The organism is Streptomyces sp. NPDC054872 (assembly GCF_053610705.1).
In genome coordinates, this window is the sequence record NZ_JBSGYY010000014.1 from 1 (window position 1) to 14,458 (window position 14,458).

General features: G+C 71.3%; 13 protein-coding genes, 2 pseudogenes and 2 riboswitches. Of the genes and pseudogenes, 11 read left to right on the forward strand and 4 right to left on the reverse strand.

Annotated features, from left to right (window positions below; genetic code table 11):
• A pseudogene (locus tag ACWGIH_RS18670) lies at nucleotides 1–314 on the reverse strand (tyrosine-type recombinase/integrase); the annotation flags it as partial.
• Nucleotides 315–397: 83 nt separating this feature from the next.
• Between ACWGIH_RS18670 and ACWGIH_RS18675 the strand changes: the two are divergent.
• From ACWGIH_RS18675 to ACWGIH_RS18700, 6 genes and pseudogenes are all read left to right on the forward strand, one after another.
• Nucleotides 398–574: pseudogene (locus ACWGIH_RS18675) on the forward strand (pirin family protein); the annotation flags it as partial.
• A 354-nt stretch (nucleotides 575–928) separates the two neighbouring features.
• The gene (locus ACWGIH_RS18680; RefSeq protein WP_363207207.1) at nucleotides 929–1,111 is read left to right on the forward strand and encodes a hypothetical protein; all 183 of its coding nucleotides are present in this window, start codon (nucleotides 929–931) and stop codon (nucleotides 1,109–1,111) included.
• A gap of 11 nt (nucleotides 1,112–1,122) precedes the next feature.
• Nucleotides 1,123–1,830, forward strand: coding sequence for a hypothetical protein (locus ACWGIH_RS18685; protein WP_453452483.1), 708 nt, complete (start codon nucleotides 1,123–1,125; stop codon nucleotides 1,828–1,830).
• Entirely contained in the window at nucleotides 1,827–2,849 is a 1,023-nt protein-coding gene (locus ACWGIH_RS18690; RefSeq protein WP_453452482.1) for a DUF6895 family protein, read from the forward strand. The genes ACWGIH_RS18685 and ACWGIH_RS18690 overlap by 4 nt, the downstream gene beginning before the upstream one ends.
• Nucleotides 2,846–3,769, forward strand: a complete 924-nt coding sequence (locus ACWGIH_RS18695) for a DUF6895 family protein (protein ID WP_453452481.1) — start codon at nucleotides 2,846–2,848, stop codon at nucleotides 3,767–3,769. The genes ACWGIH_RS18690 and ACWGIH_RS18695 overlap by 4 nt, the downstream gene beginning before the upstream one ends.
• Nucleotides 3,766–4,863 carry a serine hydrolase domain-containing protein gene (locus ACWGIH_RS18700; RefSeq protein ID WP_453452480.1) on the forward strand — a complete coding sequence of 366 codons (1,098 nt, stop codon included), beginning with the start codon at nucleotides 3,766–3,768 and terminating at the stop codon, nucleotides 4,861–4,863. Before ACWGIH_RS18695 ends, ACWGIH_RS18700 begins: the two co-directional genes overlap by 4 nt.
• A gap of 10 nt (nucleotides 4,864–4,873) precedes the next feature.
• Here ACWGIH_RS18700 and ACWGIH_RS18705 read toward each other — a convergent pair whose 3' ends face one another.
• Nucleotides 4,874–6,076 (reverse strand): carbohydrate-binding protein, encoded by a 1,203-nt coding sequence (locus tag ACWGIH_RS18705; RefSeq protein ID WP_453452479.1) that lies wholly within the window; start codon nucleotides 6,074–6,076, stop codon nucleotides 4,874–4,876.
• A 622-nt stretch (nucleotides 6,077–6,698) separates the two neighbouring features.
• Between ACWGIH_RS18705 and ACWGIH_RS18710 the strand changes: the two genes are divergently transcribed.
• A complete protein-coding gene (locus ACWGIH_RS18710; protein WP_453452478.1) occupies nucleotides 6,699–7,208 on the forward strand; it encodes a MarR family winged helix-turn-helix transcriptional regulator in 510 nt (169 codons plus the stop codon).
• A gap of 99 nt (nucleotides 7,209–7,307) precedes the next feature.
• Here the strand turns inward: ACWGIH_RS18710 and metE are convergent, their stop codons facing one another.
• A complete protein-coding gene (gene metE / locus ACWGIH_RS18715) occupies nucleotides 7,308–9,629 on the reverse strand; it encodes a 5-methyltetrahydropteroyltriglutamate--homocysteine S-methyltransferase (protein ID WP_453452477.1) in 2,322 nt (773 codons plus the stop codon).
• Between the two features lie 166 nt (nucleotides 9,630–9,795).
• Nucleotides 9,796–10,013: riboswitch (cobalamin riboswitch) on the reverse strand.
• A gap of 226 nt (nucleotides 10,014–10,239) precedes the next feature.
• Nucleotides 10,240–10,423: riboswitch (cobalamin riboswitch) on the forward strand.
• A gap of 30 nt (nucleotides 10,424–10,453) precedes the next feature.
• Between metE and ACWGIH_RS18720 the strand changes: the two genes are divergently transcribed.
• Genes ACWGIH_RS18720 through ACWGIH_RS18735 form a run of 4 tightly spaced genes read left to right on the forward strand, consistent with a single transcriptional unit; the run spans nucleotide 10,454 to nucleotide 13,202 of the window.
• On the forward strand, nucleotides 10,454–11,197 hold the full coding sequence (locus ACWGIH_RS18720) for an energy-coupling factor ABC transporter permease (protein WP_453452476.1): 744 nt from the start codon (nucleotides 10,454–10,456) through the stop codon (nucleotides 11,195–11,197).
• Nucleotides 11,197–11,586, forward strand: coding sequence for an energy-coupling factor ABC transporter substrate-binding protein (locus tag ACWGIH_RS18725; protein ID WP_453452475.1), 390 nt, complete (start codon nucleotides 11,197–11,199; stop codon nucleotides 11,584–11,586). Before ACWGIH_RS18720 ends, ACWGIH_RS18725 begins: the two co-directional genes overlap by 1 nt.
• Nucleotides 11,587–11,592: 6 nt before the next feature.
• A complete protein-coding gene (gene cbiQ, locus ACWGIH_RS18730) occupies nucleotides 11,593–12,342 on the forward strand; it encodes a cobalt ECF transporter T component CbiQ (protein WP_453452474.1) in 750 nt (249 codons plus the stop codon).
• Nucleotides 12,339–13,202 carry an energy-coupling factor ABC transporter ATP-binding protein gene (locus ACWGIH_RS18735; RefSeq protein WP_453452473.1) on the forward strand — a complete coding sequence of 288 codons (864 nt, stop codon included), beginning with the start codon at nucleotides 12,339–12,341 and terminating at the stop codon, nucleotides 13,200–13,202. Before cbiQ ends, ACWGIH_RS18735 begins: the two co-directional genes overlap by 4 nt.
• On the opposite strand, the gene ACWGIH_RS18740 is transcribed toward ACWGIH_RS18735, so the two are convergent.
• Nucleotides 13,191–14,456, reverse strand: a complete 1,266-nt coding sequence (locus ACWGIH_RS18740; RefSeq protein WP_453452484.1) for an MDR family MFS transporter — start codon at nucleotides 14,454–14,456, stop codon at nucleotides 13,191–13,193. The two genes, ACWGIH_RS18735 and ACWGIH_RS18740, sit on opposite strands and share 12 nt — an antisense overlap.
• Nucleotides 14,457–14,458: the final 2 nt, after the last annotated feature.

Consider the following 14,458-nt stretch of genomic DNA (forward strand, 5'->3'; position numbering starts at 1 on the left):
AGCGAGGAGCCCTCCAGATGACGCTGGCTCTCCCGCCACTCCGTCGCGTACTCCTCGAACCGCATCGCCCCATACTTCGCAACACGAACCGCCTTGCTCGCGCGGCTGGGGGCAGCCCTCTTCGCGTTGTAGATATCAGTCAAGCGTGTTATAGCCGCGGCATCGGTCTCGAACCCGGACTCGACGGTCTGCTTCCCAGCGGCGTTTCGGAATTGGATCTTGTAGAGGTGCGGGCACTTCGGCCATCTCGCTTGGGCGTGATCGCAGTCCTTGAAGAAGGTGCCCATGCCGTGCGCCAGGGTCTTGCTCGCCATCGTGTCGCCGACTCCTCAGGTCCGATGCTGACGGTTTGCTGACCGCCTGAGGGCCGAGATGGCTCTGACCTGCGCAAAGCAGCGAAGCACCGGCTATGTGGTGGAACTTCATCGGGCGGTCCAACGAGGAGATCGCGCAAGCGCGTTCGGACTGGATGGCCGGCCATCGCTTCGGCGAGGTGAAGGGGTATGACGGTGGGCCGCTGCCTGCTCCGGAACTTCCGCCGGTGCCCCTGAAGCCGCGCGGTCGCGTGCGCTGAATCAGATGGCCGCGTGACACTGGCATATTCCGCCCCGGGGGTGCATTCTTTGCGCCCGATGTCTCCGCACCGGCCAATGCCCGCCCAATGCCCGTACAGGTCGGGATAGTTGATATGCCAAATATTGCCTGCGGATGCTGCTCCGTGTGTGTTCGTCTAGGCTTATAAAGGCGCCTCGAAGAGAGCAGTTCAGAGGCGTGCGGCATGTAAGGCCTTGCCTCATTCGCGCATTTTCCTGATGCGTGTGAGGTAAAGGAAATCCATGCGCTGAGTTTCCACGACTGGCAGTACGTGCGGGAAACGCGCTGGCATTACGTGGGTGACCCGGCGTTCTATGATGGAAGAGGTAGAAGCATGGCTTCCACCGAATTCACAGATCAGGACGTAGCCGAAACGCTGGACGTCGAGGCGGCTCTCGACCCGGTCGAGGCCGACGGCTCCTACCGCGACAGCCGCGAGTGTGCGGCACTGGCCCTGACGGGCGGGACGATCTCCCTGCTGTTGTCGCCTCCGACACCGCGGCCCAAGAAGGCTTGACGGGCCCAGGTATGGAGGACTCAGGCACTACGACGCCTCTGGCGGGCGCGGTGCAGGGCCTCACCATGGAACTGGTCTCCGCTCTTCGGAGCGGGGGCCGGTTCCGGTTGACCGGCAGCGTGGCGGGGCCCGACGGGGCGGCCGCCGACGGCCTCGCTCTCGCCGCCGTACGGGTGGTGGGTGCCGATGCCGTTCTGCCGGGCGTCCTGCGCCGCGCACCGCTCGAACCCGACGATCTCGCCCTGTTCGGCAAAGCCGTGCGGGCCTATCCGCCCCCCGCCGATGCCTCACCCACGTCACTGTGGAGCCACTGGGCCATGCGACGGACACTGGCGGGACTCGACGCCTCCTTCGACGGCGCGCCCGACCACGCGACACAGCCCCGGGCGGCCTGGCTGGAGGACGCCCCGTGGCAGGTGCTGACCCATCAACTCGCCGTGCTGGCCCCCCTCGCGATGCCCGGGGCCGACTGCGCGGTCGCCCAGGTGGCCCGCACGCGGCCCGTGGACGTGGCCCGCGGCTTCGTCCGTGCGGTCCGCCGCCGCGACTGGCTGCAAGCCGCGGGAGCGGGCCGCTGGCTGGTCCTGCTCGACGACGTGCCGCAGACGCTCGGCCTCGAGGCCGGGCTGGAGTTCGTGGCCCACATGGGCAGTGCGGATCCTCGCGTGGTGCTGCAGGTGGAGGCGGCGCAACTGCTGCGGGCCGGAGCGCCGGGGTGAGGGCGCGCGACGTCCGGGGGGTCGCCGGGTCGGCGCTCGCCTGGGTGTCCGAGCACCGTGACGACTTCGCGCTCGGGGACGACGCACTGGCCGAGTGCGGCAACGTGAACTTCACCTGGAAGCCGCTGGGAGAACTGGCGCATGTGTGCGTCACCGTGCGCCGGCACAGCGAGGCGTCCACGGCGCTGCACGAGCAGGCACGTGAACTGCTGGCCTTCGCCTGGCGGCAGACCGGTCAGGGCGACCTCCTGTGCCGGTTGCAGCGCCTGGAGCCCTTCGCGACGTACCCGTTGGAGATCTACGCGGCGTTCGCCTCGGCCGGGCTGCGCCACGAGGGCTTCGAGAAGGCGGCCGCCACGGTGACCCGCACCCGCTCCTGGCAGGTGACCGAGCAGCAGCCTAACCGGCGCCTCGGCATCCTCAACTCCGAACGCCACAGCGGCATGCGACCGCACCAAGGCATGGAACACGCGCTGGAGCGCACCTGGCTCGGCGGCCTGCCGGAGCCCTGGATGTTCGAAGGGGACGCCGGTTACACGCTCACCCATGTGATCTTCCACCTCACCGACTGGGGCGCGGCCCCGCACCATGTGCCCCCGAAGGTCGCCGCCTACCTGTCGCAGTGGCTTCCGCCCTGGCTGGACACCTGCCTGGAAGACGAGCGGTGGGACCTGAGCTGCGAGCTGCTGGCCGTGGCGGGCAGCCTTCCCGGCCCGCCCGACCGCACCATGCTGCGGGACGCCTGGACGCGACTCGCCCGAGCGCAGGCCGCGTCCGGCGCCGTTCCGGAGATCGGCGCCGGACGGGGCGGCCGGGAGCCTGCGGACGACTTCATCGGTTGCTACCACTCGACGCTGATGACGGCCTTCGCCGCCGTACTGACCGCCGGAGCGCTGCACGAGGACAGCGACACCACCGCCGCGGCGACCGGGAGGGCACACGCACGCGCGCGGCCGGAACATCCGCGGCCCGCGCATCGGGAACAGGACGGACAGCGGGGACGAGGAGTGTCGAGATGACCAGCACCCGCCTCATGCACACCGTCGGCAGCCGCGCCCTGGAATGGCTGCACGCCCACCGCGACGGGTTTCGCCTGGAACCGGACGTCGACCCGGAAGTGGGCTTTCTGGAGCGCTTCAAACCGGTCGGCGAACTGGCCCTCATCTGCGCGGTGCTGTTCCGCGAAGGGGTCGCCGGATCCCGGCAGGCGCAGCTGGCGCGGCAACTGCTCGACCACGCCTGGCGCGACACCCTGGACGGCGGCCAGATGCTGGTGCGCGCCCAGCGCATCGAGCTGCTCTCGCCCATCCCCTTCGAGGTCTACCTCCCCTTCAAGGAGTTGGGCTACAGCCACCCCGCCTTCGAGCAGATGGTCCGGCACAACCAGAGCCTGGAGAGTTTCGCCGCCCACGAGATGTCACCCGTGCGCCGTCTCGGGCTTTCTGCGTTCCAACGCCGCGGCGGGCTCGAGCCCCGACCGCCGGAAGCCGAGGTCGTCGGCCGGACATGGCTGGGGCGCACCCCCGAACCCTGGACCGTGGAAGGGCACACGGCCTACGACATCACCCACACCGTCTTCCATCTCACCGACTGGGGCAAAAGCCCGGACAGCATCCCGCCCCCGATCGCCGACTACCTGAGCGCCTGGCTGCCCGCCTGGCTGGACGACTGGCTCGACCTGGAGCGCTGGGACCTGCTGGGCGAACTCCTCGTCGTCGACGCCTGCCTGCCCCGCCCCACCCTCGACGAGCGGGCCTGGGAGGGTTTCGCCGCCGCTCAGCAGCCCGACGGCGCCATGCCCGCCGTACGCACCATCCCGCAGGGCGAGCCCGAAGAACTCTTCGACCTCATCTACCACCCCACACTCGTCGCCGCCTTCGCCTCCGTCATGGCCACCTCCCGCGCCCTGACGCGACTCAGCCACTCCACACCCACATGACGCTCCCGCACACGCCCTGGCCGGGCGAGCCACGCGACGCCACCGAAGACTCGCCCCGCCGTCCCCCGGCGGAGGACCGCCCGGAGGGCGACGACGAGACGGTGCACCAACGGCTTGATGACGCCATCGCAGCGGTGCGGGCGCCCGACGTCGTCTTCGCGCTGTCCCGCGACGGTCGGCGCACGGTGCGCTGCGGGGGCACGGGGCCGCCGCCGTCCGTCCCGCGTGACCAGCTGCGGTACGAGATCGGGTCGGCCTCCAAGGCGTTCACCGCGCTGCTCCTGGCCCACCTGACACAATCCGGCGTCCTCTCCGCGGGCGAGCCGGCCCTCTCCCTCCTCGCCCCGGCACGACGTACCGGCGCGGACCCCGTCACCCTCGCCCACCTGATCACCCACACCTCCGGGCTGCCCGCCCTGCCCGCCGACTTCTACCCCCGGGCCCTGCCCACCTGGCGCACCAACCCCTACGCCGGGTTCCAGGACCGCCACGTGATCGACGCCTTCGTACGCCGCCGTCCACCCCGGCGGCCCGGATCCCGCTGGCACTACTCCAACTTCGGTGTCGCCGTGCTCGGTCACGCCTTGACCGCCGCCACCGCCACCCCCTGGGACGACTTGCTCACCGGGCAGGTGCTGCGCCCCTTGCGGCTGGACGGCACGGCCGTGCGCCCCGCAGGCCCGGACACCGACGCCACCGGCCACCGCAAGGACGGCACCACACCCACGCCCCCGCTGACCATCGGCGGCTTCAAGGCGGCAGGCGCGGTCCGTGCCACCCCGCACGACCTGCTGACCTTCCTCGAAGCCCACCTCGACCCGACGGGCAGCCCCCTGGCCGCGGCCCTGCGGGCGACAGCCCGCCCGGTCATCCGGCGCGGCTGGGGGCATCGCCACACGCACACCATCGGCTGGTTCCAGCACCCGGCCCAGCACGGCCCGCTCTACTTCCACTGCGGAGCCACCCTGGGGCAACAGGCCTTCCTGGGCTACCGGCCCGACACCGCGACAGCTCTGGCCGCCGTCTGCACCCGCCGTTACCACGCCCGCGAAACGTTCGTGGCAACGGCGTACGCACTGCTCGCACAGAGTTGAGACGCGTGGCTCAGACGCGCTGCCACAGGGCCGGCGTGCGGGCGGGCTGCCAGACTCCCTGCGCCTGATGCGCCTGCAGACACACATAGGTGATGCCGTTGTAGGTCACCCGTGTCCCGGTCTCGTAGACCCTGCCCGCGCCCCAACTGCCCGAGGCCTCCTGCGTACTGGGCTCGCGCTGGGCGGGGGCCGTCTTCAACGTGAGCCCGAACTCGTCGAGCAGCGGGTTCAACGGCTGATGGAAGGTGATCCCGCCGCTTTTGCAGTCACCGCTGCCCCCGGACGTCACTCCCTGGGCCTGGGTGCCGGAGATGTAGGAGCCGCCGGAGTCACCCGGTTCCGCACAGACCGTGGTGCGCGTGACCCCCTCGATGACGCCTTCCGCGTAGCTCACGCTGGTGCCGTGCTGCTCGATGGTCCCGCAGTGCCAGCCGGTGGTGGAACCCGACCGGCAGACCGCCGCGCCGACCAGGGCCTGCACCGACCCGGCGACCTGAACGTCCGTCTCCTTCTCGCCCTTCACCCGGGGCGTGGCGGTCCACTGGTCGTTGACGGCGACCCAGGACATGTCCTTGGCCGGAAAGACCGACGCCGCGAAGGCACCTTGGGCGACCTTGTTGAAGCCGGTGGTCTTGGCGCCCGCCTTGCCGCAGTGCCCGGCGCTGGCGAACCCCTGCTGGGCGCCCTTGGTCACCGAGAATCCCACCGAACAGCGGGCCTTCTCGTCGATGTAATACGCGTCGCCCCCGCGGACGTCGTGCAGCGCGCGCGGACGGTCGGCCGACACCTTGACGTCCAGGAGCCGCCGGTCGACCTGGGCGGCCGCGATCAGCTTGTCGGCGGCGGCGGTACTCGTCGCCTGGACCGTCGCCTTGTTGGCCCGCACGTCGACGTAGCGCACCGGCGTCTCCTGACCCCGTCCCGCCACGGCGGCGGCATTCAGCTTCTTCGTGAGCGCCTCAAGCTCGCCCAGACCATGCGTGACGACCTTGGCCTGCGCCCCCTCCGCCTTGATGGCGGTCACGTCCGCGGCATCGGTGGTCGCCACCACCAGGCGGGCGGAGGTCGCACCCTGCACCCAGGCGCCCGCGAAGTTCTTGCCCAGCGCGGTCTGCAGCCGACCGGCCCGGGTCCCCGCCTCCGCCTCGTTCACCAACCGCATGCGCGCCTGCGCACCCGACAACCCCAGATCACGCTGAAGCGCCTGCAGCATGGCCCCTGACGGCTTGTCGGCACCTGTCGTCTGCGCAGCCGACGGGAGCGCCGGCGCCGCTGAGGACTGCGGCGCAGGCACCGGCGGAGGCGGCGCGGGCGGCGCGACAGCCGCGGCCACCGGCAACCCCGTCAAGGCGAACGCGCCCAGCACACTCACCGCGAAGAAGGCGAGTCGGGCAGGACGGGCGGGACGGGCAGCTTGGCCGGGAGGGCCGGCGTGACGGTCAGCCATGAGTGATTCCTCATCCTCGGAAGATCCGGTTCGACGGGGTTGGAGGCGGAAAAACCTCGGAACCTAGGCCTTGCCGACACCGCCTCAGAAAATTCCCCCACGCCGCCGGTTCGGCACAACGGACCACACCAGCGACCCACCCGGCCCAACGCTCGGGGTCCACCGACACGGACACGAATGGGTGCAGCGGCGGGGTACGGCTCGACCGGGTGGCGACCCGGCCCGCTCAGACCCATGGCGTACGAGTCCCGTGCTGAAACCCTTTCACCAGGGGGCGAGAAGTGAGGGGTTGGCGGGCACAAGGGATACAGCGGAGCCGATGCCCGCCGAGTCCTCGGCCGACCACCGACGTCCGCCGACGAACCGCCGATCAGGGAGTGCGCCCCTCATGACCAGCCGGAAGCTCACCGCCGAGCCCGTGAAGAAGCGGTCACCCGTGGAGAAAGGACCCGGGGACGAAGGCACGCCCTGGATGCGGGGCCTGCACGCCGACGCGGGCTATCTGCTCTACCGCCTCGGCCTGCGCTCGGGTCAGCTCTTCAACGCGGCCCTCCAGAGATCCGGCCTGCGCCTGCGCCATTACGCACTGCTGCGCTACCTGGCCACGGTGGAGGGCGCGGTACAGCGCAAGCTGAGCCAGGAGCTGGGTTACGACCCCAGTGCGATCGTCGGCCTGGTCGACGACCTGGAACGCCTCCGCTTCGTCGAACGCCGTCCCGCCCCCGACGACCGACGCCGCCGCATCGTGGCCCTCGCCCCCGCGGGCCACGACTTCCTGCGGGAGTCCGCTGAGGTGGCGCGGGGGGTCACCGATGAGCTGCTGGCCCCGCTCGGTCCCAAGGAGCGGGAGAAGTTGCATGGGCTGTTGTCCCGGGTGGCTCATGCGGATGGGGGGTGAGGGGCCCAAGGGCGGGGTTCAGGGTGCGCAGGTGGCGCTCGATGAAGGAGCGGGGCGGCTATCGATTCGCACATGACCGCCCCCACTCACACTTCGCGGTCAGGAGCCCGAAGGCAGCTCCGCCCTCACCTCCCGTGCCGCCGCGACCAGGTTCTCCAGGGAGGCCTTGGTCTCGGGCCAGCCGCGGGTCTTGAGGCCGCAGTCCGGGTTCACCCACAGGCGATCCGCGGGGATGGCCTCAAGTCCCTTGCGCAGCAGGGCCGCTGCCTCCTCGGTGCTCGGGACACGGGGGGAGTGGATGTCGTAGACGCCGGGGCCCGCCTCGCGCGGGTAGCCGTGCTCGGCCAGTTCGCGTGCCACCTGCATGTGTGAGCGGGCCGCCTCCAGGCTGATGACGTCGGCGTCGAGGTCGTCGATGGCCTGGACGATGTCACCGAACTCGGCGTAGCACATGTGCGTGTGGATCTGGGTGTCCGGTCGCACGCCGCTGGTGGTGAGGCGGAAGGATTCCGTGGCCCACTCCAGGTACGCGGCATGCTCGGCGCCGCGCAGCGGCAGCGTCTCGCGCAGCGCGGGCTCGTCCACCTGGATGACCGAAGTCCCCGCGGCCTCCAGGTCGTTGACCTCGTCGCGCAGGGCCAGGGCGACCTGCCGCGCGGTGTCACCCAGCGGCTGGTCGTCGCGGACGAAGGACCAGGCGAGCATGGTGACGGGTCCGGTGAGCATGCCCTTCACGGGGCGGTCGGTGAGGGAGTTGGCGTACGACGTCCAGCGCACCGTCATCGGTTCGGGCCGTGAGATGTCGCCCGCCAGGACCGGCGGGCGTACGTAGCGGGTGCCGTACGACTGGACCCAGCCGTGTTGCGTGGCGAGATAGCCGGTGAGCTGTTCGGCGAAGTACTGCACCATGTCGTTGCGTTCGGGCTCGCCGTGCACCAGGACGTCGATGCCCGCCTTCTCCTGGAAGGCGAGGACCTCGCGGATCTCCGCGCGGATGCGTTCCTCGTAGCCGTCCGCGTCGATGCGGCCCGCGCGCAAGTCGGCGCGTGCGGTGCGCAGTTCGGTGGTCTGGGGGAACGAACCGATGGTGGTCGTGGGCAGTTGTGGCAGGTTCAGGCGGGCCCGCTGGGCCGCCGCACGCTCCGGATAGGCGTGGACGCGACGGGCATCGGCGTCCGTGATGGCGGCGACACGGGAGCGTACCGCCGGGTCGTGGGTGAGGGCCGAACCCGAGCGGGACGCCAGGTCGGCGCGGTTGGCGGCCAGTTCGGCCGTGATGGTGTCCGTTCCCTGGGCCAGGGCACGCGCCAGCGTGGCGATCTCGGTGGCCTTCTGGTGGGCGAAGGCCAGCCAGCGGGCCACCTGCGGGTCGATGTCCCGTTCGGCGGTGGCGTCCAGCGGGACGTGCAGCAGGGAGCAGGACGCGGAGACGTCGACCCGGTCGGCGAGGCCCAGGAGCGTGGCCAGGGTGGAGAGGGACTTCTCCAGGTCGTTGATCCAGATGTTGCGCCCGTTGACGACACCCGCGACGAGGCGCTTGCCGGGCAGTCCGCCGACGGCGGCGAGATCCTGCAACTGGCCGGCGGCGGCCTCCGTGAAGTCCAGGGCGAGTCCCTCGACCGGTGACTTGGCCAGCACGGGCAGGGCCTCGCCGAGCCTGCCGAAGTAGGAGGCGACGAGGAGTCGAGGCCGATCCGTGAGCGCTCCGAGGTCGCGGTAGGCGCGGGCGGCGGCGTTGAGCTCCGCCGGGGTGCGGTCCTGGACCAGGGCGGGCTCGTCGAGCTGCACCCATTCGGCGCCCGCCGCGCGCAGGTCGGCGAGGACTTCCGCGTACACGGGAAGGAGCCGGTCGAGGAGCGTGAGCGGCTCGAAGTCGGCGGCCACGCCGGGCGCGGGCTTGGCGAGCAGCAGATAGGTCACCGGGCCGACGAGGACCGGGCGTGCGGCGAGGCCGAGCGCGACGGCCTCCTTGAGCTCGGCCACCTGCTGGGCGGAGTCGGCGGCGAAGACGGTGTCGGGGCCCAGCTCCGGCACGAGGTAGTGGTAGTTGGTGTCGAACCACTTGGTCATCTCCAGCGGCGCCACGTCCTGCGTGCCGCGGGCCATCGCGAAGTAGCCGTCGAGGGGGTCGGTGGCGACGGCCTCGCGGTGCCGGTGCGGGATGGCGCCGACCATGACGCTGGTGTCCAGGACATGGTCGTAGTACGAGAAGTCGCCGGTCGGCACTTCGTGAATGCCGGCGTCGGCCAGGTGCCGCCAGGTGGACCGGCGCAGCCGCGCCGCGGTCTCCCGCAGGGCGTCGGCGCTGACACGGCCCTTCCAATAGCCCTCGACGGCCTTCTTCAGTTCCCGGTCGGGGCCCTGGCGGGGGTAGCCGTACACGGTGGCCCGTGCTGCCGCGGCCGCGGACTTCGCTGTCACGGAAATCTCCTTCGCGAGATGACTCCTGAGCATCCCGGGGACGGGACACGGACGCGAAGGGATGACGGACCGGGCGGACGGACACGCGCCAACCGCGCGGTGCTTGCTCCACCTGATCTGTACGCCGACCCGCCCACGAGGTCACCGGGATGTCCGCACATGAGGGATCACATGCGGGCAACGGGCAGGTCTTCGGACTCGCGGGCACATCTGCCGAGGCAGACCCCTACTGGCCGTCGCTTCCCGGGTCCATGCTCGGATCCAGTGCGTATGACGGCGGTCGTTCCCACTCACCGCTGCGGGGCAGTCCCGGATTCCCACCGGGTTCCCTCTTACGACACCTCTGCCTGGCGGACAGGGCGAACCAGCTGCACGGATCAGGCTAAAGGGTGGTCGCGCTCCTGGGGCGGTACTGATCACATTCCGGACCGTGAGGTGAGACACGGAGGGGAAGGGGCCCGACGGGCGGGGACATGCGCGAAGGGGCGTACGACGGGCGCGCACAGGCTGGTGCACATGGGCTGACCAGGGGCGTACGCCCTGGTCATGTGCGCTCGCGCGTGCCACAGGTGAGGCGGTCCCGCAAGTTGTCAGGCCACTCGATTCCGCACTAGGGTCACCACGCCTTGGTGCTCGGGAAATCGGTGTGATGCCGGTGCGGCCCTCGCCACTGTGATCGGGAAGTCCGGCTCCAGCCCTCGCGGCAGCCACTGGGCGCAACACGCGCCCGGGAAGGCGGAGTCCGGTCGGTACGACCCGTCAGCCAGGAGACCGGCCAAGGCGCGTTGTCCATCCACGAGGTGCTGGAGAGGGTCTGCTTAGCCATGCACATAGCCGAGGGTTTCCTCCCGCCGGCGCACGCGATCGCCTGGGGCGTAGCGTCCGCGCCGTTCGTCGTCCACGGAGTCCGCTCCCTCACCCGTGAGGTCAAGGAACACCCGGAGAGCACACTGCTCCTGGGTGCGTCCGGAGCGTTCACCTTCGTCCTCTCCGCGCTGAAGATCCCCTCCGTCACGGGCAGTTGCTCGCACCCGACGGGGACCGGGCTCGGCGCGATCCTGTTCCGGCCGCCGATCATGGCGGTGCTCGGCACCATCACGCTGCTGTTCCAGGCGCTGCTGCTCGCCCACGGCGGGCTCACCACGCTGGGCGCCAACGTGTTCTCCATGGCGATCGTCGGTCCATGGGCCGGATACGCCGTCTACCGGCTCCTGAAGCGGTACGACGTGCCGCTCATGGTGGCCGTGTTCTTCGGCGCGTTCGTCGCCGACCTGTCCACGTACTGCGTCACCAGCGTCCAGCTCGCCCTGGCGTTCCCGGACCCCAGCAGCGGATTCATCGGCGCCCTGGGCAAGTTCGGCGGCATCTTCGCCGTCACGCAGATCCCCCTCGCGGTCAGCGAGGGACTGCTCACCGTCGTGGTGATGCGGCTGCTCGTGCAGTCGAGCAAGGGCGAGCTCACGCGGCTCGGCGTGCTGCTCCAGGGCAAGAAGCCGTCCGCGAAGGCGGCCACCGACAGTAAGACCACCGACAGCAAGACCGAGACGGAGACGGGGGCCAGCGCCTGATGAGCCGGAACACGAAGATCAACGCTCTGCTCCTCCTCATCGTCGCCGCGCTGGCGGTGCTGCCGCTCGCGCTGGGTCTCGGCGACGACGAGAAGGAGCCGTTCGCCGGGTCCGACGCCCAGGCCGAGACCGCGATCACCGAGATCGAGCCGGATTACGAGCCCTGGTTCTCGCCGCTGTACGAACCCCCCTCCGGGGAGATCGAGTCGGCGCTCTTCGCGCTGCAGGCGGCGCTCGGCGCGGGCGTCCTCGCCTACTACTTCGGTCTGCGCAGGGGACGCCGCCAGGGTGCCGAGGCGGCGCGGACCGAGGCGGCCGCGGAGGAGGGGGCCGCGGAGGAGCGGACCGCCGACGGGGAGAGCTCCCGGGCCGGGACCGGGCAGGTCTGACCCGGCGTGCTGCCCATCGACGCGGCGGCGCACAGCAGTCGCTGGCGCCGCCGCCACCCCGTGGACAAAGCCGTGCTCGGGCTCGGCCTCACCGTCCTCGCCGTCTCCCTGCCGCCCTGGCCGGGTGCTGCCCTGGTCCTCGTCGCCGCGCTCACCGTGCTGCTCGGACCCGCCGGTGTGCCGCCGCGCAAACTGTGGCGCGCCTACCGCGTGCCCCTGGGTTTCTGCGTCACCGGCGCCCTGACCCTGATCGTCCAACTGGGCGCGCCCGAAGGGTTCGTCACGCTCGCGGACGGCGGACCCGAGCGGGCGGGCGGACTGCTCCTGCGCACGTCGGCGGCCTCGCTCGGCGTCCTGCTGTTCGCCTTCACCACCCCCATGTCGGACCTGCTGCCCCGCCTGGTGAAGGCGGGCGTACCGGCGCCGGTCGTGGACGTGGCCCTGGTCATGTACCGGATGAGCTTCCTGCTCCTGGACTCCATGAGCCGGATCCGGCAGGCGCAGGCCGCGCGGCTCGGCCACACCACCCGGGCCGCCACCTGGCGCTCCCTCGGCGGTCTCGGCGCCACCGCGTTCGTACGGGCCTTCGACCGGGCGAGCCGGCTGCAGGCCGGGCTGGCCGGACGCGGATACGACGGGACCCTGCGGGTGCTGGTGCCCGACGCCAGGATCTCGCGGCCCTTCGTGGTTGCGAGCGCGGCCCTCCTCGGGGGCCTCACGGTCCTCACTCTCGTACTGGAAAGGGTTCTCCCATGAGCGAGCCGAGCGGGTCCTTGGTCGCCCTGCGCGCCGCTTCCTACGCGTACGAGGACGGGCCCACCGTCCTCAGCGGCCTGGACTTCGACGTCACCGAGGGGCGCGCCCTCGCGCTGCTCGGACGCAACGGCAGCGGCAAGACCACCCTCATGCGGCTCCTGAGCGGCGGACTCCGCCCGGACCAGGGCGGATTGACGCTCGGGGGCACCCCCGTGACGTACGACCGCAAGGGGCTCACCCGGCTGCGCACCACCGTTCAGCTGGTGGTCCAGGACCCGGACGACCAGCTCTTCGCCGCTTCCGTCGAACAGGACGTGTCCTTCGGGCCGCTGAACCTGGGGCTGCCGGACACCGAGGTGCGCGGCAGAGTCGCCGAGGCGCTCGCCGCGCTCGACATCAGCGCGCTGGCGGACCGCCCCACCCATCTGCTCTCCTACGGCCAGCGCAAGCGCACGGCCATCGCGGGCGCCGTGGCGATGCGACCCCGCGTCCTGATCCTCGACGAGCCGACCGCGGGACTCGACCCCGACGGCCAGGAACGCCTCCTGACCACTCTGCAAGGCCTGCGGGACGCGGGAACGACCGTGGTGATGGCCACCCATGACGTGGACCTGGCCCTCCGCTGGGCCGACGACGCGGCCCTGCTCACCCCCTCGGGAGTACGCACCGGGCCGGTCGCGGAGATGCTCGCGCACCGCGAACTCCTCGCGCGGGCGGGCCTTCGCCTGCCCTGGGGGATCGCCGTCGCGGAGCTGCTGCGGACGAAGGGCCTGCTGGCCGAGGCGGGCGGCGGGCCGCGCACCCCCGAGGAGTTGGCGGCCCTCACGGTGTCGGCGCTGCCCGGCGCGTCAGCCGGCTGACCGGCCCCCGGCCCGGGCGCGGCCCGGCAGCAGCGTCACGGCGAGCAGCGGGATCGCGGCGAGCACGAGCCACGGCACCCACGGCGGCAGCCCGGCGTCCAGGAGCGAGCCGGTCACGGCGCTGCCCGCGAGGACGATCAGGCCGGAGACCGACGACAGCGCCCCGGTGTAGAGACCGAGCCTGCCGTCGGGTGTGAGATCCGGGACCCAGGCCCGGGCGGCGGGGGCTACCAGCATCTGGCCGAAGGTGAGCAGGACGACGAACCCGGCGGCGGGCAGCAGCCCGGCCACGCCGGTCCAGGCGGCCGGCCGCGCGACGGCCACGACGGCGAACCCGACGGCGATGAGCACGAGCCCCACCGCCATCGAGCGGCGCTCGTCGAGGCGCCCCGCCGCCCAGTGGGTGACCGGGAGCTGCGTGGTCACCACAAGGAGGGAGGAGAGGGCGAAGAGCCAGGCGACCGGCGCCTGCGACCCTGCCGTACGCTCCACCTCGTCCGGCAGGGCGAGATAGAGCTGGTTGTACGCCAGGAGATAGGCGCCGTAGGCACAGCACACCGCCAGGAACCGGCGGTTGCGCAACAGCTCGCCCACACCTCCTCGTACGCGCATCCGCGCACGCCCCGGGATGCGCTGCGGCAGCAGCCACAGGTGCCCGGCGAGGACGAGGACGAAGACCCCCGCCCCGGCCAGACAGACGGTGCGGAAGTCGACGGAGAGCAGCAGCGCGCCGACGAGCGGACCGAGGAACGCGCCGGCCTGGCCCGCCACGGTGAGCAGGGCCAGGACACGGGTGCGCGGGCCGCGGCCCGACTCCTCCCAGAGCACGGCCTGCCGGGCGACCTCGGACTCCACGGCGGGGGAGAACAGGGCGGCGGCGAACCCGATGAGGAGCACCGCGCCGATCACCGACCAGGTCTGCTGCGCATAACCGAGCCAGGCGAAGCCGGCGATCCGCAGCAGGCAGCCGGTGAGCACCACCGGCCGCACGCCGTACCGGTCGGTCAGGGCGCCGCCCACGACGAACAGCCCCTGCTGGCTGAAGGTCCGCAGGCCGAGCACCAGACCGACCAGCCAGCCCGCCATGCCGATCACGGCGCCCAGATGCTCGGCCAGGAAGGGCAGGACGGCGAAAAAGCCTATGTTGAAGGCGAGTTGGGTCAGGATCAGCAGGCGAAGGAGGGGCGACAGGTGCGGCCAGGTCCGTTCGCGTCGTGGCCGCTCGGCGGGCCGGAGCCGCGTGGGCGGCGACAGTT

Excerpts from the sequence above, each read along its gene's own strand:
- ACWGIH_RS18710 (WP_453452478.1), top strand. The coding sequence starts at position 6,699 with ATGACCAGCCGGAAGCTCACCGCCGAGCCCGTGAAGAAGCGGTCACCC.
- ACWGIH_RS18700 (WP_453452480.1), top strand. The coding sequence starts at position 3,766 with ATGACGCTCCCGCACACGCCCTGGCCGGGCGAGCCACGCGACGCCACC.
- ACWGIH_RS18680 (WP_363207207.1), top strand. The coding sequence starts at position 929 with ATGGCTTCCACCGAATTCACAGATCAGGACGTAGCCGAAACGCTGGAC.
- ACWGIH_RS18725 (WP_453452475.1), top strand. The coding sequence starts at position 11,197 with ATGAGCCGGAACACGAAGATCAACGCTCTGCTCCTCCTCATCGTCGCC.
- ACWGIH_RS18685 (WP_453452483.1), top strand. The coding sequence starts at position 1,123 with ATGGAGGACTCAGGCACTACGACGCCTCTGGCGGGCGCGGTGCAGGGC.
- ACWGIH_RS18735 (WP_453452473.1), top strand. The coding sequence starts at position 12,339 with ATGAGCGAGCCGAGCGGGTCCTTGGTCGCCCTGCGCGCCGCTTCCTAC.
- ACWGIH_RS18720 (WP_453452476.1), top strand. The coding sequence starts at position 10,454 with ATGCACATAGCCGAGGGTTTCCTCCCGCCGGCGCACGCGATCGCCTGG.
- ACWGIH_RS18705 (WP_453452479.1), bottom strand. The coding sequence starts at position 6,076 with ATGCTGCAGGCGCTTCAGCGTGATCTGGGGTTGTCGGGTGCGCAGGCG.
- ACWGIH_RS18695 (WP_453452481.1), top strand. The coding sequence starts at position 2,846 with ATGACCAGCACCCGCCTCATGCACACCGTCGGCAGCCGCGCCCTGGAA.